General features: G+C 61.2%; 21 protein-coding genes. 7 read left to right on the top strand and 14 right to left on the bottom strand.

Going from position 1 to position 24452, the window contains the following annotated elements:
- Positions 1-4 precede the first annotated feature (4 nt).
- Entirely contained in the window at positions 5-943 is a 939-nt protein-coding gene (locus HNQ50_RS11945; RefSeq protein WP_184100966.1) for an alpha/beta fold hydrolase, read from the bottom strand.
- A 361-nt stretch (positions 944-1304) separates the two neighbouring features.
- On the opposite strand from HNQ50_RS11945, the gene HNQ50_RS11940 reads away from it, so the two are divergent.
- From HNQ50_RS11940 to HNQ50_RS11925, 4 genes are all read left to right on the top strand, one after another.
- A complete protein-coding gene (locus HNQ50_RS11940) occupies positions 1305-1925 on the top strand; it encodes an MlaC/ttg2D family ABC transporter substrate-binding protein (RefSeq protein WP_246428686.1) in 621 nt (206 codons plus the stop codon).
- A 221-nt stretch (positions 1926-2146) separates the two neighbouring features.
- Positions 2147-3256 carry an S-(hydroxymethyl)glutathione dehydrogenase/class III alcohol dehydrogenase gene (locus HNQ50_RS11935; protein ID WP_184100964.1) on the top strand — a complete coding sequence of 370 codons (1110 nt, stop codon included), beginning with the start codon at positions 2147-2149 and terminating at the stop codon, positions 3254-3256.
- Between the two features lie 11 nt (positions 3257-3267).
- A complete protein-coding gene (gene fghA / locus HNQ50_RS11930; RefSeq protein ID WP_184100961.1) occupies positions 3268-4104 on the top strand; it encodes an S-formylglutathione hydrolase in 837 nt (278 codons plus the stop codon).
- A gap of 358 nt (positions 4105-4462) precedes the next feature.
- Positions 4463-5248, top strand: a complete 786-nt coding sequence (locus tag HNQ50_RS11925; RefSeq protein WP_184100959.1) for a prohibitin family protein — start codon at positions 4463-4465, stop codon at positions 5246-5248.
- Between the two features lie 46 nt (positions 5249-5294).
- Here HNQ50_RS11925 and HNQ50_RS11920 read toward each other — a convergent pair whose 3' ends face one another.
- Together HNQ50_RS11920 and HNQ50_RS11915 are read right to left on the bottom strand one after the other, a co-directional pair.
- Positions 5295-6533 (bottom strand): MFS transporter, encoded by a 1239-nt coding sequence (locus HNQ50_RS11920; RefSeq protein ID WP_184100957.1) that lies wholly within the window; start codon positions 6531-6533, stop codon positions 5295-5297.
- 85 nt (positions 6534-6618) lie between these two features.
- Entirely contained in the window at positions 6619-7071 is a 453-nt protein-coding gene (locus tag HNQ50_RS11915; RefSeq protein ID WP_184100955.1) for a MarR family winged helix-turn-helix transcriptional regulator, read from the bottom strand.
- 84 nt (positions 7072-7155) lie between these two features.
- Between HNQ50_RS11915 and ypfH the strand changes: the two genes are divergently transcribed.
- Entirely contained in the window at positions 7156-7830 is a 675-nt protein-coding gene (gene ypfH / locus HNQ50_RS11910; protein WP_221303146.1) for an esterase, read from the top strand.
- A 406-nt stretch (positions 7831-8236) separates the two neighbouring features.
- On the opposite strand, the gene HNQ50_RS11905 is transcribed toward ypfH, so the two are convergent.
- Positions 8237-10231, bottom strand: coding sequence for a peptidase U32 family protein (locus HNQ50_RS11905; protein WP_184100953.1), 1995 nt, complete (start codon positions 10229-10231; stop codon positions 8237-8239).
- A gap of 437 nt (positions 10232-10668) precedes the next feature.
- On the opposite strand from HNQ50_RS11905, the gene HNQ50_RS11900 reads away from it, so the two are divergent.
- Positions 10669-11802: an ABC transporter substrate-binding protein gene (locus tag HNQ50_RS11900; RefSeq protein ID WP_184100951.1), complete on the top strand. Its 1134-nt coding sequence runs from the start codon at positions 10669-10671 to the stop codon at positions 11800-11802.
- A 751-nt stretch (positions 11803-12553) separates the two neighbouring features.
- On the opposite strand, the gene HNQ50_RS11895 is transcribed toward HNQ50_RS11900, so the two are convergent.
- Positions 12554-13330: an AraC family transcriptional regulator gene (locus HNQ50_RS11895; protein WP_221303145.1), complete on the bottom strand. Its 777-nt coding sequence runs from the start codon at positions 13328-13330 to the stop codon at positions 12554-12556.
- A gap of 99 nt (positions 13331-13429) precedes the next feature.
- Between HNQ50_RS11895 and HNQ50_RS11890 the strand changes: the two genes are divergently transcribed.
- A complete protein-coding gene (locus HNQ50_RS11890) occupies positions 13430-14335 on the top strand; it encodes a DMT family transporter (RefSeq protein ID WP_184100949.1) in 906 nt (301 codons plus the stop codon).
- A 321-nt stretch (positions 14336-14656) separates the two neighbouring features.
- On the opposite strand, the gene HNQ50_RS22345 is transcribed toward HNQ50_RS11890, so the two are convergent.
- The 9 genes from HNQ50_RS22345 to HNQ50_RS11845 form a co-directional block, all read right to left on the bottom strand.
- Positions 14657-15979 (bottom strand): methyl-accepting chemotaxis protein, encoded by a 1323-nt coding sequence (locus HNQ50_RS22345; RefSeq protein WP_184100947.1) that lies wholly within the window; start codon positions 15977-15979, stop codon positions 14657-14659.
- A gap of 106 nt (positions 15980-16085) precedes the next feature.
- On the bottom strand, positions 16086-16871 hold the full coding sequence (locus HNQ50_RS11880) for a heme ABC transporter ATP-binding protein (protein ID WP_184100945.1): 786 nt from the start codon (positions 16869-16871) through the stop codon (positions 16086-16088).
- Positions 16871-17905: a FecCD family ABC transporter permease gene (locus HNQ50_RS11875; RefSeq protein ID WP_184100943.1), complete on the bottom strand. Its 1035-nt coding sequence runs from the start codon at positions 17903-17905 to the stop codon at positions 16871-16873. The genes HNQ50_RS11880 and HNQ50_RS11875 overlap by 1 nt, the downstream gene beginning before the upstream one ends.
- Positions 17902-18732: a heme/hemin ABC transporter substrate-binding protein gene (locus HNQ50_RS11870; RefSeq protein ID WP_184100941.1), complete on the bottom strand. Its 831-nt coding sequence runs from the start codon at positions 18730-18732 to the stop codon at positions 17902-17904. The genes HNQ50_RS11875 and HNQ50_RS11870 overlap by 4 nt, the downstream gene beginning before the upstream one ends.
- Before the next feature lie 12 nt (positions 18733-18744).
- On the bottom strand, positions 18745-19791 hold the full coding sequence (locus tag HNQ50_RS11865) for a hemin-degrading factor (protein WP_184100939.1): 1047 nt from the start codon (positions 19789-19791) through the stop codon (positions 18745-18747).
- Between the two features lie 124 nt (positions 19792-19915).
- Positions 19916-22129 (bottom strand): TonB-dependent hemoglobin/transferrin/lactoferrin family receptor, encoded by a 2214-nt coding sequence (locus HNQ50_RS11860; protein WP_184100937.1) that lies wholly within the window; start codon positions 22127-22129, stop codon positions 19916-19918.
- A gap of 199 nt (positions 22130-22328) precedes the next feature.
- Positions 22329-22475 carry a hemin uptake protein HemP gene (gene hemP / locus HNQ50_RS11855; RefSeq protein WP_221303144.1) on the bottom strand — a complete coding sequence of 49 codons (147 nt, stop codon included), beginning with the start codon at positions 22473-22475 and terminating at the stop codon, positions 22329-22331.
- 203 nt (positions 22476-22678) lie between these two features.
- On the bottom strand, positions 22679-22987 hold the full coding sequence (locus tag HNQ50_RS11850) for a putative quinol monooxygenase (protein ID WP_184100933.1): 309 nt from the start codon (positions 22985-22987) through the stop codon (positions 22679-22681).
- Positions 22988-23749: 762 nt separating this feature from the next.
- On the bottom strand, positions 23750-24436 hold the full coding sequence (locus HNQ50_RS11845) for a siderophore-interacting protein (RefSeq protein ID WP_221303143.1): 687 nt from the start codon (positions 24434-24436) through the stop codon (positions 23750-23752).
- Between the last annotated feature and the right edge of the window lie 16 nt (positions 24437-24452).

Genomic DNA, 24452 nt, shown 5'->3' with positions numbered 1-24452 from the left:
GGAGTTAGCGGGCGCTGGCCTGCACTGGCATTTGCAGCGGATCAGTACCGACAAGGCTCAGCACAAAATCCTGCAGCGGCCCCATCCAGTGATCTGCGCCGTCACCCATGGTAATGCCATCATGGCCGTCGATCTGGCTAAGTGTCTTTACGAAAACCAGGCGGTTGTCGGGATTGTCTGGCAGCAAGGAGAACCAGCTGCGGACAAAGCTGACCGGGTTAATCCAGTCGGTGTCGGAGTAAATGAACAGAGCGGCTTTGTGGGTCATGCCGTATTGCCGGAAAAAATCCAGCGGCAGACTGGTTGCCCCGTCCTTGTGGATAAAGCTGTATCCACCCGCCAGATTGATACTCCCCACCAGGTGCTGGCCCCACGGCGTGTCTGCCAGGTGGACCGATTCCAGCCCGCCAAAAGAATGCCCGGCCACCACTCCTACCGGAATGACCCCCGGCTGTTTTTCGATCAGCTTGATGGCGGCAGAGAGGTCGTAGTCCGTCTCTTTGATAAAGCCGGCCGTATCCAGTCCACGTGCGGTCTGGATTTCCTCGGCAGAGGGCCCCTCTGAGTTGTCGTAACCGCGGCGATGCAGCGCGTACACGTTAAAGCCCATGGCATACAGAATGGCGCACAAATTGTCGGTGCCACCGGTAGACATATGACCAGGTCTGAACAGAACGCCACTCATTGCGCCGTGCAGCACCAGCGCATACGGCGCGGGGTGAGCGTGCGTGTAGGCCAGGATTTCCAGTTTCGACCAGTGCAGTGGTGAGTCGGTGGTGGCCCATAAGGTCGTGCGGGGCGCTGCCACCCAGTCGCCATACGCCGTATCTCGATCGGCCACACGCTGGAGCCCGGTCAGGCTGGCGGCGTGTGCCGCCAGCGTCAGCAATAAACAAGCGCAGGCCATGCCGGTCTGCCAGCGCAGACGCATTGGGTGTTTCATCCTCATATTCATTCTTCTTTTCTGGTTTTGAGCTGTTTTGGACTTGCCGGGGCCCAGGCCTCAGGCCGCCAGGCGGGTCATCGTGTCACGGTTTTATTTGTTCATGCAAAGCAATGCGTAAAACGTGTGTCATGTAGTGTGGTTGATCGGGTAAGTAAACGTGAGGAATCAGGCAGAAAACCCAGGCGCGGATAACCAGAGGCCGTGATGGGTTTGTTGCGGGGGCCGCGCGTCGGTATTGCCGCAAATTGGCCCGCGCCAGACAAGTCATCGGATGGTAATGCGGCTCATGCACTGTGGTTGCTCGACTGATCGGGCATGGTGCCGGGTTGGCGTGCTGTTCAACAGCGGGGATTGATTGATGATTCGTTTCAAACATTGGTTTATGGCGGCGTTGCTGGTCATGCCGGGCTTTGTGCTGGCGGCGCAGGTGGATCCCGCTTCACCAGAAGCCATCGTGCGCGGGGTCAGCAAAGACGTGCTGGACATCATCAACGCCAATACCCAGGACCCGGTCAAACAGCAAAGCCTTGCGGATGCCCGCCTGGTGCCGCTGGCTGATTTTGGCCGCATGACCGCGCTGGCCGTCGGCAAGTACTGGCGTACTGCCACACCAGACCAGCAACAAGCTTTGACCACCGAGTTCAGAGCCATGCTGGTGCGGACCTGGGTGGCGGTGCTCAGCAACCACAAAGGCGCGCAAGTGGATGTCAAAGGCACCCGTCCGGGCCAGTCTGCGGATGAACAAACTGTACATAGCGTGGTCAATCAGCCAGGGCAGCAGGCCATTGCGCTGGATCTGGATTTTGAAAACACCGCCGCAGGCTGGAAGGTGTATGACATCTCGGTGGAGGGCATCAGTTTTATCAATAGCCACCGCAACCAGTTTGGCGGGGTGATCCAGAAAGACGGCGTTGATGGTCTGATCCGCCAGTTGACCGCGGCCAATACCAAAGCGGGCGCGCACGGCCCGGCCAGATAAGCCGGCTTTGCCCTCTGCGCAGCCGATTTGCCGCAGACCAGCTACAACGGGTAAATCGGCACGCAGTGGTGGCAGCAGGGGTCAGACCGCGCACCAGCGGGTTTCACCAGGCGCTGGTCATGGCTATACTGCGCGCTCTATTGGACCAGTCATCTGGCATGCCCGCTTGAGGCATCGCTGTCTCTTTCACCGTTGCTCGCCCCCACCGCAAGAGGATCATCATGAAATCACGCGCCGCCGTCGCATTTGGCCCAGGCAAGCCGCTGGAAATTGTCGAGATTGATGTCGCGCCGCCCCAAAAAGGCGAGGTGCTGATCAAGATTACCCATACCGGCGTGTGCCATACCGATGCGTTCACGCTGTCTGGCGATGATCCGGAAGGCCTGTTCCCGGTAGTGCTGGGGCATGAAGGCGCGGGTGTCGTGGTGGAAGTGGGCGAGGGCGTGAGCAGCGTGAAGCCCGGCGATCATGTGATCCCCCTGTACACGGCCGAGTGTGGCGAGTGCCTGTTCTGCAAATCGGGCAAGACCAATCTGTGTGTGTCGGTGCGTGCTACGCAAGGCAAAGGCGTGATGCCCGATGGCACGTCCCGCTTCTCTTATGAAGGCAAGCCGGTGTACCACTACATGGGGTGTTCGACGTTCAGTGAATACACCGTGGTGGCCGAAGTCTCGCTGGCTAAAATCAACCCGGACGCCAACCCGGAACAAGTGTGTCTGCTGGGTTGCGGCGTGACCACCGGTATTGGCGCGGTGCATAACACCGCCAAGGTGCAGGAAGGCGACAGCGTGGCCGTGTTTGGTCTGGGCGGCATTGGTCTGGCGGTGATCCAGGGCGCCCGTCAGGCTAAAGCCGGGCGGATTTTTGCCATTGATACCAACCCCTCCAAGTTCACCCTGGCCCGCCAGTTTGGCGCGACCGATTGCGTCAACCCCAAGGACTACGATAAACCCATCCAGCAAGTGATTGTGGAAATGACCACCTGGGGCGTGGATCACTCTTTTGAGTGCATCGGCAATGTGAACGTGATGCGGGCGGCGCTGGAATGCGCGCACCGTGGCTGGGGGCAGTCGGTGATCATTGGCGTGGCCGGTGCCGGTCAGGAAATCTCCACCCGCCCGTTCCAGTTGGTGACCGGCCGTAGCTGGAAAGGCACCGCGTTTGGTGGCGTGAAAGGCCGCACCCAGTTGCCAGGCATGGTAGAAGACGCCATGCAGGGCAAGATCGAACTCGCCCCGTTTGTGACCCACACCATGCCGCTGGACAAGATCAACGAGGCGTTCGATCTGATGCATGAAGGCAAGTCCATCCGCTCGGTCATTCACTACTAAGCGGAGCGCGTATGGAACGCATTGAACACCGCGCGGCAGCGGGCGGCTGGCAGAGTGTCTATCGGCATCAGTCCGCCACGCTGGGCTGCGCCATGAACTTTGCCATTTACCTGCCGCCGCAGGCTGAAAATGGCCCGGTGCCGGTGCTGTACTGGCTCTCCGGCCTGACATGCAGCGAGCAGAACTTCATCACCAAAGCGGGTGCGCAGCGTTATGCCGCCGAGCACGGTGTCGCCATTGTCTGCCCGGATACCAGCCCGCGCGGTGATGAGGTGGCCGATGATCCCGGTTATGACCTGGGCAAAGGCGCGGGGTTTTATCTCAACGCGACCCAGACCCCCTGGGCCAGCCACTACCGCATGTATGACTATGTGGTCAGCGAGTTACCTGCGCTGGTGGAGCAGCATTTTCCGGTGACAGCCGCCCGCGCCATCAGCGGGCATTCCATGGGTGGCCACGGCGCCTTGATGATTGCGCTGCGTGAGCCGGATCGGTACCGCAGCGCCTCGGCGTTTTCGCCCATTGTCGCGCCCAGCCAGGTGCCGTGGGGAGAGAAAGCCTTTGGCGCCTATCTGGGGATCGATCGGCAAAGCTGGTCGGCGTGGGATACGGTGGCGCTGCTGTCCCGGCCCCAAACGCACACCCCGGTGCCGCTCCTGGTCGATCAGGGCCTGGCGGACGAGTTTCTGGAAAAACAACTGCGCCCGGAACTGTTGCAGGCCGCCTGCGATGCCGCCGGGCACCCGCTGCAACTGAATCTGCACGCGGGTTACGACCACAGCTATTACTTCATTGCCAGTTTTATTGGTGAGCACATGGCCTGGCACGCCCAGGCGCTACGCAACTGATTGTGGGCGTGGGCGCGCTTGCTCGCGCTCACGCCACAAAAGCAACACCGTCGCATCCACCACATTGGCATTTTTGCTGCGGTGCACTAATAATAAAACCACTATGCCAAGCGACTTATCCCCTCGTCGTTTTCAAGCCCTGCCGCTCTGTGCAGGCGCAATGCGTCACTGCCTGACCATTGTTATTCTCTGCCCTCGCCATCGTATCCGGCCCCGACCGCCAGGGCCTTTGCTCGCCTGATTTTCGCGCTTGATATCACTGTCCGTACCAAGACCAACCATCTGGTTCGTCGTACGGCACGTGTTGTGCGCGCCAACCCGGCCGGGGGTTTCCGGTATTTATCCAGAAGGACGTTGTATGAACATCTCTGCCCGCAACATGGTATCGGGTCTGCTTGTATTGTTTGCATTGATGCTGTTTTTGGGTACTTTTTATACGGTGGATGCCGGGCAGCGAGCCATTGTGCTGCGCTATGGCCAGATCCGGAGCGTGGAGGCGGATGGTCTGCATTTGAAGATCCCGCTGGTCGATCATGTCATCAAAGTGGATGTGCGTACGCTGAAAGCCACCTCACCTGCCGAGGCCGGCACGCGTGATTTACAGCACGTCAGCACCCAGGTGGCCGTGAACTATCACTTCAATGCCACTAGCCTGGCGGACACCTATCAGCGCGTTGGCCTGGAGGTAGAAGACAAGATTGTCGATCCGCGTATCCAGGAGGTAGTGAAAGCGGTGGTGGCGCGGTTCTCGGCAGAAGATTTGCTCAAGCGCCGTGATGATGTGCGTAGCGAAATCGTGGCCGGTTTGTCGGGTGCGCTGCAAAAATACAACCTGGTGCTGGAAGACGTGCAGATCACCAACTTCAAGTTTTCCGGCGCGTTCGATGCTGCCATTGAAGGCAAGCAGACCGCAGAACAAGAGGCTCTGAAGGCGTCCAACGACCTCAAGCGCATCCAGATTGAAGCCCAGCAAAAAGTAGCCATGGCGCAGGCTGAAGCCGAAGCGATCAAAATCCAGGCCGATGCCATCCGCGCGCAGGGTGGCCAAGAGTACGTACAACTCAAGGCCATTGAAAAGTGGGATGGCAAGTTGCCGCAGGTAGCTGGCGGCAACACCCCGTTTATTAACCTGAAACCGCAATAAGCCGGTCACACCGGGTATAAAAAAACGGCGCCGTGGGCGCCGTTTTTTATTTCGCCACAATGTCGGACAGTGGCACCGCGTTGATGTTTTTGCGTGCGCCCAGCGCCACCAGCGCTGCCGCAAAGCCAGATGCCGCCCCCACCGCCATCGCCCAGCGCGGGCCGTATACGTTGGCCACCCAGCCCACTATCGGCGCGCCAATGGGTGTGCTGCCCACAGCCACGCCCAGCCGCAGTGCCATCACCCGGCCGCGCATGGCGGGTTCGGTGGCCAGTTGCATCAGGCTGTTGGTGGTATTGGTAAAGGTGAGCGCGGCAATGCCAATGACCACCAGTGCGGCAGCAAACAGCCAATAACCCGGGGCGAGGGCGGCCAGCGTGCAGCCCAGCCCGAACACGGCAGCCCCGGTCAGCAAGGTACCGAACTCCGGTTTCTCCCGCCCGGCAGCGGCCAGCGCACCGGCCACCGTCCCGACCGCCATGATCGATGACAATAGCCCGAACGCCTTGGCATCTGCATGAAATGCCCCGACGGCCATGGTCGAAATAAAAATAGGGAAATTGAGCCCGAACGTACCGATCAAAAACAGCATGATCAGGGTGGCGCGCAGATCGGGCCGTGCCCAGGTGTAGCGCAAGCCCACCATGATCCCGCCCCGCGTGTGGGTGGCCCGCGCGTTGGGGTGCAGTTCGGACACGCGCAACATCAGCAAAGACAGCAGCACCGCTACAAATGACAAGCCATTGAGCACAAAGGCCCAACCGGTGCCCACGGCCGCGATCAGCAAACCCGCAACGCCCGGCCCGATCATTCTGGCGGCATTGAACGACGTGGAATTAAGCCCCACCGCATTGGGCAGGTCTTTGTCGCCCACCAGTTCCGTGACAAAAATCTGCCGCACTGGCGCATCAAAGGCGGAGGCGCAGCCAAACAGAAAGGCAAACACATAGACCTGCCACAACTGCACCACACCCAGCACGGTCATCGCCCCCAGCGCCAGGGCCAGCGCGCCCATCAGCGCCTGGGTCACCAGCAACAGCTTGCGCTGGTTGAAGTAATCCGCTGCTGCGCCAGTCCACGGCATCAGCAACAGTTGCGGGCCAAACTGCAAGGCCATCACCGTACCGACGGCGGAGGCGTCGTGATGGGTCAACTGGGTCAGCACCAGCCAGTCTTGCGCGGTGCGCTGCATCCAGGTGCCGATATTGGAGACCAGCGAGCCGATCGTCCACAGCCGGAAATTATAGTTGTGCATGGCCCGGAACAGGCCGGCGCGCTGTTTCATGCGCGGGCCCTCCAGGCGGGAACAGACAAGATCAAAAACATGGGTAATCCGGATCAGCTACTGGCTGGCGCAAGGCCGGCCGGGGTCAGTCTTCTACCAGGCGGGTCAGCAAATCGAGCGCGCTGGCAAAAGTGGTGCGCTCGGTTTCGCTCAGGCGTTCTTCAATGCGGTGGCTCAGCCAGTCTTGCCGGGCGCTGCGGCCGGTTTCCAGCCACTTGCGGCCCGCTTCGGTCAGGATCAGCCTAGTTTTACGGCCATCGACCTCATCTGGCGTGCCGGCGACCAGCCCCTCTTTGACCAGGCTCGCCACAATCGGGCTCATGGATTGCGAACGCATGTGTTCTGCGCGGGCCAGTTCAGACACCGTGGCCGGGCCGGATTTCTCCAGCTGCAGCACAACGGAAATCTGCGATTGTGTCAGCGTCGCGTGATTGGAGTGCTCACGCAGTTGCCGCCGTAACTTGCCCATCAATGAGCGTGTGTGGCTGGCCAGCGCGGCAGGCTGCGCCGCTGTGTCATCGGGTGTATATGAGGTCATGCTCACAAATTAGCATGTACGAAGGTAAACTACCAAGTTTTACTGACGAGTTGCCGGTGGTGCTGGCCGTGCGGGCGGATGACAATGGCGATATCTCCGCTCATCATCCAGGACACCGCCATGCAAGACGCCTTGATCATTCAGCAACCAGCCGATCCCGCCGCTGATGCCCGTGAACTCTGGCTGTTTTTTCACGGCATAGGCTCACGCGCCGAAGACCTGGTACCGCTGGGACAGGCGCTGGCACCGCTGTTACCCCACGCCTGGATGATCAGCGTGCGCTCGCCAGACCCATCGGATTTCGGCCAGGGCTGGCAATGGTTTTCGGTGCAGGGCGTGACGGAAGAAAGCCGCCCCGCGCGTGTTGCAGCGGCCATGCCGGCGTTTGTGGAGGTGGTGAAATTCTGGCAACAGAAAACCGGCGCCACCCCGGCGACGACGACGCTGGCCGGGTTCTCGCAAGGGGCCATCATGGCGCTGGAATCCACCCAACAGGCCGAAAAACTGGCGCAGCGGGTGATCTCGCTGGCCGGTCGCTTTGCCCAGCCACCGCGCACGGCGCCAGCCAGCACGACCATTCACTTTCTGCACGGTCAGAACGATCAGGTCATTGCTGCACACTACGCCACGGACGCGGTGCGTCAGTTACAAGCGCTGGGCGGCGCGGTCACGTGTGATGTTTTTCCGGAGCTGGGGCATGGGCTGGATGGCCGGGTGGTCCAGCGGCTGGCTGCGTTGATTGCTGCAGCGGCGCACTGAGCGGGCTACGACGTTTGCACACCACCTCGTTATTCCCCTCCGCGGGCTCCTGCTGAGGGGGAATACCGATCGCAGCTCAACGGGCTACTTGTCGTGGAGAACCCTCGCCACTCCGGATTTACCTTGAAGCGCGTGCAGCCATCCCAGCTGGATTCCGGCTCAAGGCCGGAATGACGAGTTAGTGGAGTGCGCGTTGAATTGGCAGTGGCAGCACCGTAGCCCGGATGAAGCCAAAGGCGAGAATCCGGGGTTGTGTCGCTGGCAAGGTCGGGGTTGCGTCGTCTGAATACGCCGTAGCGTTGGGTCATTCTTGCTCGTATTGCCACCCCGGATTCGCGCTGCGCTTCATCCGGGCTACGGCGTTACGCCGCTGAGGCCAGGATCTACCGGGGGTGCAACAGGCCCGCTATGCCTTGCGCCCGCCCACCCCGGCCGGTGCGCTCTTGTGGAGCTGAATGGTCTGCAATGGCACCGAAGAAGGCGGTGCTTCCTTGAAGATGTGCGGTTTCATCTTGCCGACCACGTGCATTTCACAGGGTTTGCAGTCAAAGCGCAGGGTGTAGGTATCGTTGCCGGTTTTCAGCGTCATTGGTTCGGCACGCACCTGGCCTTGCACGCCCTTCACGCCCTTGGCCTGTTTGGGGCACAGGTTGTAAGAGAACCGCAGGCAGTGCTTGGTGATCATCAACGACACTTCGCCTGGCTCTTCGTGAGACTCGTAGGCCGCGGCGATCAACTGTACGCCATGGCGCGTGTAGAAGGCGCGGGCGGCGTCGTTGTACACGTTGGCAAGGTAAGACAGCGACGTGTCCGGATAAGCCACCGGTGGTTGCACCTCGGCCTTGCGTTGCGGGCGCTGCCAGGCGGCAATGCGAGCGCTTTCCAGTGCCGCGACGGCATCCCGGCGCAGGGCGTTGATGGCGCCTGCGGGGACAAACCAGGTTTCACGCGTCTGGATAGACACATCAACCGGGTTGAAAATGGTATTGCCCAGTTTGGCGAGGTTCTCTCGTAGCGTGGCCTGGGCTTTCTCCACGTTCTGCGCCACTTGCAGTTCCAGCGGGGCGTGAACGGTGGCGGTACAGCCATCTTCATCGGTCAGCGTCAGCGCCAGGCCTGCGGCATCGTCTTTCAGGCTGATCCAGGCATCAATCTTGCGCTCGGCCGATTTGCGCGTCAGCGCTTGTTCCCAGTCGTGATCGCGGTTGCGGTTGATCGCGACGCCCGGCTTGAGGCCTTCCAGGTCGCTCATGTATTCATTGGGTTTCACGCGCCAAAGATCGCCGCGCACACCGGTGCCCACACGCTCGACCACGTTGGCTTGCAGGCCAATCACCTCACGTTTTTTCATGAAGTTCAGACCGTCACCGTTCGCCAGCGGGGCGGCGGTGTCGATCTCGAACCAGCTTTTGCCCACTTGGGTCACGGTGCCGATTTCCACACCAATATATTTGGGCGAGTCAAAAGCGCCAATGTCGGTCAGGCGACCATTTACAAAGTAATCGGTGTGACCACGGTGGAAGTTCTTGTCTACGTCCGGCGTAAAGAAGATATCGGTGCGGCCGCTGGCAGCACGCGCCAGTTCTGGCCGGCGTTCCAGAATTTCATCCAGCAGCATGCGGTAATGGGCGGTGATGTTCTTCACGTAGCCCATATCCTTGTAGCGCCCTTCAATCTTGAAGGAGCGCACACCGGCATCGATCAGCGCTTCCAGGTTGGCGCTCTGATCATTGTCTTTCATGGACAAGAGGTGCTTGTCGAACGCCACCACGCCGCCGGCCTGGTCGGTCAGCGTGTAGGGCAAGCGACAGGCCTGCGAGCAATCGCCCCGGTTGGCACTGCGGCCGGTATCGGCGTGGCTGATAAAACACTGGCCGGAATACGCCACGCATAGTGCGCCGTGAATGAAGAATTCCACGGTGGTATCGGTTGGCAGCGCGTCTTTCACTGCGCGGATTTTATCCAGCGTCAATTCCCGCGCCAGCACCACTTGGGAGAACCCGCTATCGGCCAGGAAACGTGCTTTTTCTGGCGAGCGGATATCACACTGGGTCGAGGCATGCAGCTGAATGGGCGGCAGGTCCAGATCAAGCAGCCCCATATCCTGCACGATCAGCGCATCCACGCCGGCATCGTAAAACTGGTGGATCAACTGGCGGGCCGGTTCCAGTTCTGCATCATGCAAGATGGTGTTGAGCGTGACAAAAATGCGCGCGTGATAGCGGTGGGCGAACTCCACCAGACCGGCAATCTCGCTCACGGTATTACTGGCGTTATGGCGCGCGCCAAACGACGGCCCGCCGATATACACCGCGTCCGCGCCGTGCAAAATCGCTTCCCGGCCGATTTCAACGGTCCTGGCAGGAGAGAGAAGTTCCAGTTGGTGCGGCAAGAGACTCATGGGTGTATCCGGGCAAGACAAACGAGGGTGCGAACTATAACAGAATCAAAGCCTTGGCGCGCCTTTGCGTAAAGCGGCAAGTGCCGGACGGCAGCCACTTCACGGCGCCAGTTGCTTGTGTTTGGCAAAGGTTCATTCCGCCTGGCGGTGCCCAATGGACTGCGCACGATTTAGCAAATTCTGATATATTACAACAGCATACAAGCATCACGCGTTGCGATATGCCCTGTGGCATACCGGTCAACCCGCTGGCAGCTTGTTCTGACCGCCGCGAAACACCCAGGTCCATGCGCCCATGGCGCAATCCGTTTGATACCCGGTTACCCCGCCCGCGCCGCTGTTGCGCGGGTTACCCGCTGTATTGCCAAGGGCCGCCCTGTTTACCCACGGGGTCTGGTGCTTTGGTTTTTGCTTTCACGACTACCTCTGGAGACACAATGAAGTCGTTGCGTACTGGCCTCCTGGCCGCTCTTTCTTTTGCTGCTGTACTGGCCCACGCTGAAACCGGCGTGACCGACAGCGAAATCCTGATCGGCCAGTCTGCGGCACTTTCTGGCCCGGCTGGTGAATTGGGCAAGGGCGTGAACCGTGGCGCCAAGGCGTATTTTGACTGGGTGAACCAGCACGGTGGCGTGAACGGCCGCAAGATCAAACTGGTGGCGCTGGATGACGGCTACGAGCCGGATCGCACTGCCGCCAACACGCAAAAGCTGATCAAGGATCAGGGCGTGTTTGCGCTGTTTGGTTATGTGGGTACGCCGACGTCCAACGCCGCATTGCCGCTGATCAACCAGACCGGCATTCCGTTTGTGGCCCCGTTTACCGGCGCAGAAGGCCTGCGTACCCCGGTGAACCGCAACGTGTTCAATATCCGCGCCAGCTACCATGATGAAGCCGAAGAAATTGCGGACTCCATGAAAAAGATGGGCATGCAGAGCATCAACGTGTTCTACCAGAACGACGCCTACGGCCAGGCCGGTTTGAAAGCCATGCAAGAAGCCGCCGCCAAAAACGGCATCAAGATCAACGCCACCGCCACCGTACAGCGTAATAGCTCGGACGTGAAAAAGGCTGTGGATGAACTGGTGGTGAAAAAGCCGGCCAGCGCGGTCTTCATGGTGACGGCGTATACCTCCAGCGCGGCATTCATCACCGCCGCCCGCGCCCAGAATTTTATTGGCCCGTTCTACAACGTGAGCTTTGTCGGTACCGAAGCCCTGATCAATGCTCTCAAGCATGACGGCTCTGGCGTGATCGTCTCCCAGGTCATGCCCTCGCCCTACAACCCGATCAAGCCGGTGACGATTGACTACGTCAAAGCGCTGAAAGCCGCAGGTGTGGATACCGTGGATTACCCCAGCCTGGAAGGCTACATTGGCGCTCGCGTGCTGGTAGAAGGCCTCAAGCGCTCTGGCAAGGCCCTCACCCGCGAAAAGCTGATCTCGTCGATGGAAGAACTGCGCGACTACGACCTGGGCGGCTTTCGCGTGAAGTTCTCTTCTGGCAACCATGAAGGCTCCAGCTTTGTGGACCTGATCGTGATCGACAAAGACGGTCACGTGCATAGCTGATTGGGGTTGATGGCATGAGAAAAACGGCGCCTGGTGTGGCGCCGTTTTTTTATGTTGGGCAGATGTCGCAGTTGGAGTTGCGGTTGTCTTTGATCTTGCCGTTGCCGTTGCCGTTGCCGTTGTCTTTGAATTTGCAGTTGCAGTTGCTTTTGACTTTCCTCCCCCGTCAAAGCCAAGCACCGAAGAAGGGAGGGAGACCTTAGGCTCCCGACCGACAGAGGGCAGCCCGGAGGGCCGCCCGGCTGGGGTCGCCTTTCTTTGCCTACTTTCTTTGGGGCCGCCGAGGTGGCGACGCAAAGAAAGTAGGGTGCTCCCGCCACCGCCGGTATCAAATGCCTTTCAAAACCTGCGCCACAAGGCGCTAACACACATATCAACGGTGGATTGTCGCTCACGCTCCGAATCCACCCTACGTTCCACAGCAATATGAACCAGGCCAGCCACCCCGGATTCCCGCTGCCGCTTCATCCGGGCTACGACGTTCACTTGCAAACATCACAAACGTGGTTTGCCGCTATCGCTCCGAATCCACCCTACAGCTAGCCCCGTAGCCCGGATGAAGGCCAACGGCCGGGAATCCGGGGTGACTATGTCGCAAAGAACCTTGTCCTCGCACATGTTGCCACCCCGGATTCCCGCTGCCGCTTCATCCGGGCTACGACGACGCTCGCTTGCAAACATCGCAGACGTGGATTGTCGCTATCGCTCCGAATCCACCGTGCAGCGGTTTCAGCCATCAACGCCGCACCGATCACCCATAAAACGCCGATGGCGCCACCCCAAAGTGCCGCCTGAACATCGCGGCAAACGCACTCTGGCTGGTATAGCCATGATCCAGCGCCACGGTCACAATTTTCTCTCCATGGGCCAGTCGTTCCAGCGCCAGTAACAGACGCGCATGTTGGCGCCAGCGGCCGGGGGTCATTCCGGTTTCGCGCTGGAACGCCCGGTGCAGGGTGCGGGTGGCCATACCCAGCGTTTCTGCCCAGGTGGTGACGATGTGTTCTTCTTGCGGTGCGGCCATGATGGCGTCGCACAATTGGCGCAGGCGCGCGCTGGCAGGCCAGGGCAGGTACAGGGGCAGACGCTCGATCGCGGCCAGTTCGGCCAGCAAGAGCTGCATGACCATGTCGTCCCGGCTGCCGGGCGCGTAATCAAACGGGATCGCCACTGCCGCCAGAATCAGCGCCCGCAGCAAGGGCTGGATTTCCACCACGCAGCTACCCTGCGGCAGATGTGCCACGGTGCCGGGTTCGACAAACACGGTCCGCATGCGCACGTGACCACTCATCCGCACGGTGTGTTCCAGCCCGGCATCCAGCCAGACGCCGCGTGTGGGTGGCACCACCCAGCGCCCGCTGGCGGCCTCAATCAGCATGACCCCTTCCGTGGCATATAACAGTTGGGCACGTCGGTGCCGGTGCGCGGCAATGAAGGCGCCGTTGGGGTAATCCGCCGCCAGCACGGCCACCGGCATGGGCGTGTCTTCAAAACGGAGGTGGACATCAGCAGAGGGCGTAGCAATCATGTTTGGCATTTTTGCGATAAGTATTGCCAGTTTAGCGTGAGACGGCCGTACATGCTGGCGGCAAGATCAACGCTCCAAGTCACTTGAGGCGTGATCGACATGTCTGGTTTTCCGATGCTGTTTCCGCTGTTGGCCATCTTGCTGTGGGCCGGCAATGTGGTGGTGTCCCATTTGTCTGCCCACACCATTGACCCGTTTGCCATTACGTTCTGGCGGCTGGTGCTGGCCGTGGGGCTGATGAGCCTGTTTGTGTTGCCGGGCGCATGGCGGAACCGGCGCCTGATCAAGGCCCACGCACCACGGCTGGCCTTTCTGGGTTTTCTGGCGATGGCGCTGTTCCAGTGCCTGTCTTACCAGGCCGCGCACACCACCACCGCCACCAATATGGCCATCATGACCTCGCTGGCGCCGCTGCTGACCATGCTGTTGTCCGTCTTGCTGCTGGGCGAAGCGCCCACGCTGGGGATGCTGGTCGGCGGGGTGATGTCGTTTGGCGGACTGGTTTATCTGATCTCGGCCGGTAACCCGTTCTTGCTGATTTCCGGCGGCGTTCATACGGGGGATGTGTTGATGCTGCTGGCGGCAGCGTCTTATGCGCTGTATGGCGTGCTGTTGCGGCGCTGGCAGACGGGCTTGCCGTCCTGGCAATCCACTTATATCCAGGCCATTTGTGCCATGGTGTTCATGCTGGTGCTGGTCTTGCGCTTACCGGCAGCGGCCGCATGGCCCAATCGCGCCAGCCTGCCGTTGATTGCCTATGCCGGTACGCTGGCCAGTGTGGTGTTGCCGTTTTTCTGGATGCAGGGCGTCAAACTGTTGGGCCCCAACCGCTGCGCCATGTTCATGAACCTGTTACCGGTGGCGACGGCGGCCATAGCCGTGGGCTGGTTTGGTGAACAATTGCATGGCTATCACCTTATTGGCGGCGGTGTGGCGCTGGCCGGGGTGTTGCTGGCACAACTCTGGCGGCAACCGTTGCCTGGCCGATTGGGTGTAGCGGTCTGAGGGGCGGGCTGTGGGCGGGGTCTGTGGTGTATTGGGCGGCCTGGCTGACAGCCCGCGTGCGCATGCGGGTCTACACTCAAGGTGAGCTTTACCTGTGTTGTTGGAGTAAACACCATGAACCCGCATGATCATCCACTCTCCGATCCGCTGGCATTGGCGCAGCAGCGGTTACGGCAAAACGCCGTTGCCGTTGCCCGCCATAACCATATCCCGCACAAACAAAATCCGTTGCCGATACATCACGGTCACCCTGGCAGCAAGGGGTGACTTTGTGGCAAAAACAAAACGGCGCGAAAGCGCCGTTGGCCGTAAGGCGAGGGTTTAGCTGGCGGTATGCAACTGGCTGGAGAACTGCCCGACGGCGCTGACCACGCGTTGTGCTCCGTCCTGGATATCAATGATCACGTCGCCGGCTTCGCCCGCCAGTTGCAGTCCGCGTTGCGCCTGTTGTTTGCCGGTATCAATCACCTGGACCGCATGTTCGGCCAGCGCCTGGTTTTTTTGCACCACCCCGACGATCTCTTGCGTGGCTTCGGTCGTGCGTGAGGCCAGCTTGCGTACTTCATCGGCCACCACCGCAAAGCCACGCCCCTGTTCGCCAGCGCGTGCAGCTTCAATGGCGGCGTTCAAGGCCAGCAGGTTGGTCTGCGCGGCGATATCGGTAATGCTGTTGACGATAGAGCCGATCACTTGCGATTGCTTGTTCAGTGCATCAATACGATCGGCGGCGTCGCGCATTTGTTCGGCCAGATCGCGCATGACATCTACCGTTTCCTTGACCACGCCCGCGCCGCGTTTGGAGACCTCATCGGTTTGGCGTGAGGTTTCAAAGGCAATGGTGGCCGCCTCGGCCACGGCGTGTTCCCGGTTTACTTGTTCGGTGATCACGGTGGCAAACTTCACCACTTTGTAGAGCTTGCCCTGGGCATCGCTGATCGGGTTATAAGAGGCTTCCAGCCACACGATCTGGCCGTGCGAGTCCACCCGCTTGAAGCGGCCGGTCACATAGTCACCACGGCGCAGTTGTTCCCAGAAATTCTTGTAGGCCACCGAGTTGTATTCTTCCGGCTCGCAAAAAATGCGGTGATGCTTGCCCTGGATTTGCGCCAGTGTGTAGCCCATGGGGCGCAGAAAGTGATCGTTGGCGGTGAGCACCGTGCCATCGAGCGAGAACTCGATCACGGCCGTAGAGCGTTGCAGCGCCTTGATCAGGTTTTCGTGTTCGCAAGAGGCTTCAATGGTGCGCGTCAGATCATTGGCATAGATGGAATAGCGCAGTAACTGGCCCTTGCTGTTACAAATGGGCTGCAGGATCACGCGCAGCCAGGCTTCATTGCCATTGGCCCGGCGCAAACGCACTGCACCGCTAAAGTGTTCCTTGCGGGTCAGGGCGTCGGCCAGCCGGGTATAGAACTCGGTGCCGCGCAACTCATCTGGCACCAGTTCCAGCAACGCCCGGCCCTTGAGCTCGGATTCCCGATAGCCCATCTCGGTCTGGAACATGGCATTGACGGTTTCCACCCGCCCTTGCGGGTCCAGAAATACCGCAATCATTTCATCACTCAAGCTTTGCCGCACTTGCTCGACGCTGAGTAACTCCTCTCGCAGTGCTGCCAATTCTTCTTTCAAAGCCGTATTGAACATGCGCGCCCCCGCCCGAGTGCTGATCTGTGGTTGGATCTGTGGTTGATGATGCATAACCGCTATAGCACACGGGAGTAGCTCAGCGCATTGTCATATCCGGCTGCCGTTAGCCAAAACACACCAATTGCCGTGTCGGTGCGCGCGGGTGGGGTAGTACGGTGGCGTCGATCTGGTATACGGCGTGCAGATGTTCTGCGGTGAGCACCTCGGGCGGGGCCCCCAGCGCAGTAACTTTGCCTTCTGCCAGCAAGAGCAAACGGTCACACCACCAGGCCGCCAGGTTGACGTCATGCAGGATGACCAGCACGGCCAGTTGGTGTTCGTGGGCCAGTTGCGCCACCGTTTGCAACAACAGCAACTGGTGGCGCGGGTCCAGGCTGGCGGTGGGTTCGTCCAGCAGCAGTGCGCGGTATTCGCCGGGGGCGCGGCCCGCCAGCGCCTGTGTCAGCACGCGGGCAAACTGCACGCGCTGTTGTTCACCGCCAGAGAGCGCGGTGTAGCGGCGTTGGGTGAGCGCCTGGGCATCGGCCAGTTGCAGCGTGTGATCCAGCAAGGCATCCAGTTCACGCGGGGAGAGTTCCGGGAACGGATAGGCGCCCGTCGCCGCCACCGCCCGCACACCCAGTTCAAACGCCAGCGAAGGCGATTGCGGCAGCACCGCGCGGCAGCGGGCTTGCGTCTGTGCGGACTGTTGCGCCAGGGCCTGGCCGTTGAGGGTCAGTGTGCCGGCCACAGGCGGCAGTTCTCCGGCCAGGGTGGCCAGCAGCGTGGATTTACCCGCGCCATTGGCACCCAGCACACCCAGCACTTCACCTGGCCTGAGTTGCAGCGAGACCCCGTCCAGCACGGCCTTGCCGTGGCGGCCACAAGCCAGTTGATCGGCAATCAGCATCAGCGCAGCCTCCGGGTCAGCATCCACAAAAAGAACGGGCCGCCGATCAAACTGGTGACCATGCCAATGGGCAGTTCCGCGGGGATAACCACCATCCGTGCCAGCCAGTCGGCCAGGGAGAGTGCAATGGCGCCGGCCACCAGGGTATTGGGCAGCAGCCAGCGGTGATCCGCACCCAAAGACAAACGCACCAGGTGCGGCACCACCAGCCCGACAAAGCCGATCACGCCGGTGGCGGCCACCAGCGGGCCCACAATCAGCGCCACCAGTACAATCAGCCGGCGGCGCAGGGGTTCAATGGCAAAGCCCAGATGCCGCGCTTCGCGCTCGCCCAGCAGCAGCGCGTTCAGGCCACGCCATTCGCGCAACAGCCACAAACACAAGATCAGCGTCCACGGTGCCAACCAGGCCAGTTGCTGCCAGGTGGCACCGGCCAGGCTGCCCATATTCCAGAACGTCAGGCTGCGTAACTGACTATCCGTCGCCATATAAGTAAACAGGCCGATCAGGCTGCCGCAGATCACATTGATGGCGACCCCGGCCAGCAATAGACTCCCCATCCCCGGGTGGCGGCGACCCAATGCGTAGCACACGGCGGTGGCGGCCAGGCTGCCGACAAACGCGGCGGGTGCCAACCAGAACAGCGTGGGCGCGCCCAGCACAATCGCCCCCACCGCGCCCAGCGCGCCGCCGGAAGAAATGCCGATCAGGCCCGGCTCTGCCAGCGGGTTGCGAAATAGCGCCTGCATCACCGTACCGGTGATGGTCAGCCCCGCGCCGGCCACCACGGCCAGCACGACGCGCGGCAAGCGCACTTCAATCAGTACGTTACGCCACAGGGTTTCCTGGTCAGATAACAAATCCCCCAGCAAGAGGTCCGGGATTTGCCGCAGCGGGACGCGCACCGCGCCCTGGCTGCTGGAGATGAGCATCAGCAACACCAGCGCGGCGAGCAGGCCCAGCAACACCCAGACCGCCCGGTGGAGGGTGATCTGGCGGGCCGGGGCGTTGGTCAGCACGGCAGCGCGGTTCATGATGCCGGGGCCAGCAGGCCGGCCTGCAGCGTGCGCAACGCTTGTGGCAAGCGTGGGCCAAAGCCCAGCAGCAGCAAATCATCCATCACCACGATGCGGCGCGCTTTGGCGGCCGGCGTGCCCGCCACACCCGGCAGGGCGAGGAAGGCATCCAGGCCGCCAGAGGCGGTGATCGACATGCTGGTGGTGACAATGGCTTGCGGTGCCAGCGCCAGCGCGGCTTCCGCAGACAGCGGCTTGTAGCCTTTCTGCGTGGCCAGCACGTTTTTGGCCCCTGCCAGGTTCAGCATGGCGTCCGCTGTGGTGTCCGTCCCCGCGCCTTCCAGCTTGCCGGTGCGGTTCATCACCAGCAGCGTTTTCAGGCCCGCCGCTTTACCTTGCAGCGGGGCGATGTCAGCGCGGATTTGCGCCACCATCTTGCCGCCATCGTCTTTCAGACCCAGCGCGGTAGCCACTCCGTGTACCCGTTGTTCCAGCGCCTCCAGCGTGGCATCACCGGGCAGCACAATGATGCGCTTGCCCAGGCTTTGCAGTTGCTTGAGCGCGGCGGGTGGGCCGGCCTGGTCCGTGGCCAGGATCAGGTCCGGGTTCAGCGCGGCCACCCCTTCTACCGAGAAGGCCCGGTAATACCCCACCTGCGGCAGTTTGGTGGCGGCCGGCGGGTAGAGGCTGGAATTATCCGCGCCGACCAGCCGGTCGCCGGCACCCAGCGCGTAGATGATTTCAGTCAGCGGCCCACCCAGGCTGACCACCCGTTTGGGTGTGTCGGCCGCGTGGGCCAGCGTGGCAACAAGACCCAGCCACAAGGCGCAAAAGAGTTGTTTCATGGTCTGTTCCCGTCAGGCCGCCAGCGGTTCCTGGCACAGCGTGACCAGCAATTCACGCCAGGCCGGCAGTTCCGGCTTGCCCGGTTTGCGCTCGCCAAAGAACTGCACGATCAGATCGCCAGCCGCGTTGTAGACCTCCAGCGATGTCACCCAGCCATCCCGCGTGGGCTTGTTGACCACCCAGGTGCTGTCGATGGCGGTGGTCAACAAATGCAGGTTGAAACGCGGGTCCAGTACGTTGAACCAGGGGCCGGTGCTGACCAGCTTGTGCACGGCGCCGGTGTGGATTTGCACCATGCCGCGATTGCCGACAAAGCACATGATCGAGAGACCGGTTTCCGCTGCCCGTTGCAACAAGGTCTGGACGGCATCCACCGCCACCTGCTGCGCCAGGTCCGGCCCGGCCGCGTGCAGCGCGCCCAGGCGTGACACCTTGAATTTGCGCAGCATGGGGAAAAAGGCGTGGGTGTCGTCCAGGGCCAGCCAGGCCGCGCGCAGGGCGGCGGGGTCAGCGGCACGGGCAGTTTCTTCGGCGGGCTTGATGGCTGCAAATTGCGGGACGGTTTTGTCCGCCAGGGCAAAGGCGGCGACAAAGGTTTGCCAGGCTGTGTGGTCCGTGGCCTCGGTGCGGTAAACCTTGTGGATGGCGATGCCTTCAGCATCAAAAAACTGGATGCTGTCGCGGCCGCTTTCAGTCACGGCAAAGGCAAAACGCCAGCTGGCAAAGAACATGCGCAGATCAATATCCGGCCCCAGCACCATGCCCACCGGGCCATCGGCGTGGATGTCTTCGTAACGGCCGTGGCGCTCATGTACGCACCAGTCGTTGCGGCTCAGGGCCATCACGTCGCCCAGCGTACCCAACTGGCGAAACAGTTCTTGCGGCGTGCCAGACAGCGCTTGCGAGGTCAGCCCACAGTCTGCGGCAACCAGTGCGGCTTCGGTGGTGCCAAGGCGGGCGGCGCGGTCGCGGATGCGTAATTTGGGTTCGGCGGCAACGAGTTCTGCGTGGCGTTGTTGCAAATCGGCGGCGAAAGATGAAAACAGAGCCTGGCTCATGTCGGACCTCTGGTCGGTAAATGGCAAAAAAACCGCCTGACCACCCAGAACAAGCGTGGTCAGGCCGGAGAAAAAGCAGTGCGATACTCGCAACTGCTGCGTGGTTAAAACGGGTCTGCTGGCCTTAGAACAGATAGCTGGCAGCGACGCGGAAACTACGGCCAGGCTGCGTGTAGCGGTCGATGGCGACGTTGTCTGCCTGCAGCAAGGTGCCTGGGCCGCCGTTGCTGGATTGGCGGTCCTGGCTGTTCCAGTACTTGTGATCAAACAGGTTGAATACGCCGGCAGACAGGCGCAGGTCTTTCACCGGCTTGTACCAGCCAGAGAAATCGACCACGCCGTAACCGGGAGCCTCAAACAAGGTATTGCTGGAAACATGACGCTTGGCGCTGGCGGCGGTCAGCGAGCCATCCACACCCCACTGGCTGACCGCATAGCCGACGTTGAACACAGCCTTGAGCGGAGCGACAGAGTCCAGCCAGGTATGTTCGGTTTCGTTTACACCCACGGCGTAGGCCAGCGAGGCATTGCTGTGCCAGTTGGGCAAGAACTGCCAGTGGCCGCTGGCTTCTGCGCCGTAAATCCGCGCGCGATCAATGTTGATGTTCTGGAACACCCCTGCCGGGTAACCCGCCACCCAGCCCGCGTCACCCTGTTGCAGCGTGACTTGCTCAATAAAGTTGCGATACCGGTTGTCGTACACCGTGGCCGTGCCGCCCAATTGGTCGGTGCCAAAGCGGGCGCCAAACTCGTAACCGGAACTGGTTTCCGGCTTGAGGTCCGGATTGGGCACCAGCGTGTAGCCAAAGGCCGCGTTGGTGAATTCGCCATTGACCTCGACCACGCTGGGGGCGCGGAACCCCTGCGCGTACTGGCCGTAGAGGGTCAGTGTTTCGGTGGCTTTCCAGCTGGCCATCAGCTTTGGGGAAAACTTGCTGTCGCTTTGATCTTTGGGCGTCACAGCGGTCCCGGCGGCAATCTGCGCGGCCAGAATCGGGTCGATTTCCGGATTCTGCCGATAGTTGTCATAGCGGATACCCGGCGTCAGGCTAAAACGCCCGCCACCAAAGCCGATCTCGTCCTGCGCAAACAAGCCGTACTGCGTGATGTTGGTGATCGGCACCGTCCGCGTGTTGATGGTGCTGGAGTCTGGCTTGCCTGCGGCAAACTCGGTGGTGCGCGATTGCCACCATTCGCCGCCGACCACCCATTCCTGGCTGATTTGGCCGTCAAACCGCTTTACCAACTGGCCGTTGGTGCCTTTCATGCTCTCGGTGTACTGGCCGTCGCGCTGGTAGTCGGCAGCGGTGGTGCGTACCTGATAGCGATGCTGATCGCTGTCGAGCGTTTGCCAATACACACGGGCGGTGGCGGAGTCGACCCACTGATTGGCATCCGGCGCGGTGTAGTCGTAATCCAGCGAGAGGCGCTTGCGGGTTTGTTCATCCGTGGCGCGGCTGGATTTGACGGAGCTGGAGAGGTCTTCCAGCAGATTGGTATCGGTGGTGGTGTTGCGATATTCGCCGGTTACGCCCAGCTTGTGGCCGCCTTCAAAGTAATGCTGCAACTTGCCCAGGGCGTTACGGCTTTCGGTATTTTGCGGATCGGGCTCGGTGCGATTGGCGCCGGTGCCCCCGTTCTCACCTTTGTTATCCAGTTCGTTGCCTTTGCGGCCGCCGACTTGCGCCAGCCAGAACGTACCTTCGGCCATTTCCCCGGCCACCGAGGCGCGGCCACCGTAGCTGGTGTCGGCGCTGTCGTAATCGGCATCGGCCCGGCCACCCAGCTTTTTGCCACCCTTCAACAGATCGGACGGGTCCAGCGTACGCAGGCCGACAATCCCGCCCAGCGCCGACGAGCCATACAGGGTCGAACCCGGCCCGCGCACGATATCGATCGCCGCCAGCGAACCGAAATCCACCATGTCCTGGCCAATAAAGGTGTCGCGGCCAGAGAAACTGAAGGTACTGGGCAGGCGAATACCATCGACCAGCATCAGGATGCGGTTGCCTTCCAGCCCGCGGATATTGATATTGGTGCCACCATAGCGCGGCTGGCGGGTGATGGTGATGCCGGGCTCGGCGCGATCCCCCAGATCGGTGAAGTCGCGGATGAAGTTGTCATCCAGCGTGCTGCGGTCGGTGGTAGTGACCGACGGCGGCAGTTCATCCAGGGTTTTTTCCGTGCGCGTGGCGGTGACCACCACGGTAGAAAGCGCGCTGCTGGCGCTGGCCGTGGCGGCTGCCGGTTTGGCGGTGGCGGGTGCATCTGCGGCGAACGCAGAATGGAGTGCGCAAGCCATCAGGCTCAGCGCAAGCGTGTGCTGGGTGCGGTTCATGCCAGTTCCTTGGAATTGGAAGCCAGCCTGGCGGCGAGGATTGCCATGCGTGCAGCCAGAGCGGTTCCGGGGCTTTGCGGTTGTTCTGAGCAGGTGCAAAGCCCGGCGCGGCTGGCTGCCCGGCGGCGTCTGGGAGGCAGACGCGGGCCGGGTCCGGCTGGCATGCGCGGTTGTTGTGATTGTTGTGTGTGTGGACCGGTTACTTGGTCAGGATCAACTTGCCCTGGCGCGTCTCACGCAGGGTGTACAACACGCCGTTGTGTTTGATGATCACCGATTGCCCGGGCTGCAGCAGGCTGCGGCTATCCACCACCTGCGTCTGGCTGGCGGTAGGGGGAGTGGTCATCAAAGGGCGTGGTCGTCGTTCCATTTCTCAATAGTAAACGATAACCATTCTCATTAACAAGATGTAGTAGATAATATATGTCGCGGCACGCCCGCGCGGGCAGCCGCGCTGGTCAGGCCGAGTGCCTGCACAAACGGCATTGGCCGGGGTGACGGCCCCATGCCCCGTTTGACGGGTGGGCATGGGTCACGCCGGCAGGCAGATCAACCCTGGTGACTTAACTTGGCGGCCAGCACATCGACCTTGTGAATGGCGGGTGGGCCATCCAGCAACTCGCTGGCGTTGGCCATCAGCGCGGCGGCAATCGGCCCTTGTAAATGCGCGGTCCGGCTGTCTTCATCGGCAAAGGCATCGAAAATGCCATAGATATCCGGCGCCAGTTTCAGCGCAAACCAGACGGTGGTTCCCGCTTCGGCATTGGCCAGCGGCAATGCACTTTTCAGGAACGCTTCAACCTCTGCGGCTTTGCCGGGTTTGGCTTTCAGCTCTGCGTAAATGGCAAGACTAACCATAGCGGGACTCCCGTACTGTATTGGCGGAAGTCCCATTCTAGAAAACCTGCGGGCCGACATGAGCCCTGCCGGGCAGGCGGCAGGCTAGCCCTTGGTCTTCCCGCACCGTAGCCCGGATGGAGCCGCAGGCGGAAATCCGGGGTGGCAATCGGGGCAAGCATGCGTTGTTTGGCGTTTCGATTTCGCCCGCGCTGCAACGGCAAGGTGGAAATGAACCATTCTTGCCAGCACTGCCACCCTGGATTCCCGCTGCGCTTCATCCGGGCTACGCCCGGCCATCTATCCATGGCGTGCTACCAGGTTGCCCCTGCACCGTAGCCCGGATGGAGCCGCAGGCGGGAATCCGGGGGGCAATCGGGGTAAGCATGCGTTGTTTGGCGTTTCGATTTCGTCCGCTCTGCAACGGTAAGATGGAAATGAACCATTCTTGCCAGTGTTGCCACCGCGGATTCCCGCTGCGCTTCATCCGGGCTACGACCGGGCATCTATCCATGGCGTACTGACCAGGGTGCCCCCGCACCGTAGCCCGGATGGAGCCGCAGGCGGGAATCCGGGGTGGCAATCGGGGCAAGCATGCGTTGTTTGGCGTGTCGATTTCGTCCTCTCAGCAACGGGAAGGTGGAAATGAACCATTCTTGCCAGCGTTGCCACCCCGGATTCCCGCTGCGCTTCATCCGGGCTACGACCGGGCATCTATCCATGGCGTACTGATCAGGTTGCCCCCGCACCGTAGCCCGGATTTCCGCTGGGCGGCCGTGAAACTTAGTCTTCCAGGTTCTCGTGAAAACCGGCGGCCTCGGGTTTCCAGTACGCGGCGACGCGCATCAGTTCCTTGGGCAGCTGTTTCTCTGTGATCAGCACTTGACGCAGGGTCTGCATGACAGCCAGTTCGCCGGCGGCCCAGACAAAGCCTTCACCCGCAGGCAATGGTAGCGCGCGCACGGCTGCCAGCAGGGCGTCGGCGTTGTTGACGCACTGTTGCGAGACCTGGGCTGCGCTAGCGCTCAGCACGCCATCGGCTTCGTCGCTCACCAGGCTGATGACCAGCGCCCTGGCTGAGGCCGGTAATTCTTCCAGACGGCGGCGGATGGCCGGCATGCCGCTGCCGTCTGCAATCAAGAGATGCCAGTCAAAATCCGCCGGAATGATCATTGAGCCGCGCGGTCCGGCAATGATGGACTCGGTCCCGGCTTGGGCGGTGCGCGCCCAGTTGGCGGCTTTACCGGCATGCGACAGATCAAACTCAATGGTCAGCTCACCGGTCTGCTGGTTAAAGTGACGTGGTGTGTAATCCCGGCGCAGTTGCTCGCCGTTGTCATCGTTGAAAATGAACTTGATGTGATCGTCAAAAGAGGCAGAAACAAAGTCGGCCAGCGCCTCACCCGCAAAGGTGACGGCCACAAAATGCTTGCCCACCGGCGTGATCTGGCGGACGGTGGCAGTTCTCATCCGGATTTCATGGCGG

Source organism: Silvimonas terrae (assembly GCF_014202765.1).
GTDB lineage: Bacteria > Pseudomonadota > Gammaproteobacteria > Burkholderiales > Chitinibacteraceae > Silvimonas > Silvimonas terrae.
This window is presented reverse-complemented; position numbering and strand designations above follow the sequence as displayed.

Bases quoted from the DNA above. Each gene is read 5' to 3' on its own strand.
- fghA (WP_184100961.1), top strand. From the start codon at position 3,268: ATGGAACGCATTGAACACCGCGCGGCAGCGGGCGGCTGGCAGAGTGTC.
- HNQ50_RS11890 (WP_184100949.1), top strand. From the start codon at position 13,430: ATGTCTGGTTTTCCGATGCTGTTTCCGCTGTTGGCCATCTTGCTGTGG.
- HNQ50_RS11880 (WP_184100945.1), bottom strand. From the start codon at position 16,871: ATGCTGATTGCCGATCAACTGGCTTGTGGCCGCCACGGCAAGGCCGTG.
- HNQ50_RS11945 (WP_184100966.1), bottom strand. From the start codon at position 943: ATGAAACACCCAATGCGTCTGCGCTGGCAGACCGGCATGGCCTGCGCT.
- HNQ50_RS11915 (WP_184100955.1), bottom strand. From the start codon at position 7,071: ATGACCTCATATACACCCGATGACACAGCGGCGCAGCCTGCCGCGCTG.
- HNQ50_RS11900 (WP_184100951.1), top strand. From the start codon at position 10,669: ATGAAGTCGTTGCGTACTGGCCTCCTGGCCGCTCTTTCTTTTGCTGCT.
- HNQ50_RS11875 (WP_184100943.1), bottom strand. From the start codon at position 17,905: ATGAACCGCGCTGCCGTGCTGACCAACGCCCCGGCCCGCCAGATCACC.
- HNQ50_RS11870 (WP_184100941.1), bottom strand. From the start codon at position 18,732: ATGAAACAACTCTTTTGCGCCTTGTGGCTGGGTCTTGTTGCCACGCTG.
- HNQ50_RS11920 (WP_184100957.1), bottom strand. From the start codon at position 6,533: ATGAAACAGCGCGCCGGCCTGTTCCGGGCCATGCACAACTATAATTTC.
- hemP (WP_221303144.1), bottom strand. From the start codon at position 22,475: ATGACCACTCCCCCTACCGCCAGCCAGACGCAGGTGGTGGATAGCCGC.
- HNQ50_RS11895 (WP_221303145.1), bottom strand. From the start codon at position 13,330: ATGATTGCTACGCCCTCTGCTGATGTCCACCTCCGTTTTGAAGACACG.
- HNQ50_RS11905 (WP_184100953.1), bottom strand. From the start codon at position 10,231: ATGAGTCTCTTGCCGCACCAACTGGAACTTCTCTCTCCTGCCAGGACC.
- HNQ50_RS11925 (WP_184100959.1), top strand. From the start codon at position 4,463: ATGAACATCTCTGCCCGCAACATGGTATCGGGTCTGCTTGTATTGTTT.
- HNQ50_RS11940 (WP_246428686.1), top strand. From the start codon at position 1,305: ATGATTCGTTTCAAACATTGGTTTATGGCGGCGTTGCTGGTCATGCCG.
- HNQ50_RS22345 (WP_184100947.1), bottom strand. From the start codon at position 15,979: ATGTTCAATACGGCTTTGAAAGAAGAATTGGCAGCACTGCGAGAGGAG.
- HNQ50_RS11935 (WP_184100964.1), top strand. From the start codon at position 2,147: ATGAAATCACGCGCCGCCGTCGCATTTGGCCCAGGCAAGCCGCTGGAA.
- ypfH (WP_221303146.1), top strand. From the start codon at position 7,156: ATGGCGATATCTCCGCTCATCATCCAGGACACCGCCATGCAAGACGCC.
- HNQ50_RS11850 (WP_184100933.1), bottom strand. From the start codon at position 22,987: ATGGTTAGTCTTGCCATTTACGCAGAGCTGAAAGCCAAACCCGGCAAA.
- HNQ50_RS11865 (WP_184100939.1), bottom strand. From the start codon at position 19,791: ATGAGCCAGGCTCTGTTTTCATCTTTCGCCGCCGATTTGCAACAACGC.
- HNQ50_RS11860 (WP_184100937.1), bottom strand. From the start codon at position 22,129: ATGAACCGCACCCAGCACACGCTTGCGCTGAGCCTGATGGCTTGCGCA.
- HNQ50_RS11845 (WP_221303143.1), bottom strand. From the start codon at position 24,436: ATGAGAACTGCCACCGTCCGCCAGATCACGCCGGTGGGCAAGCATTTT.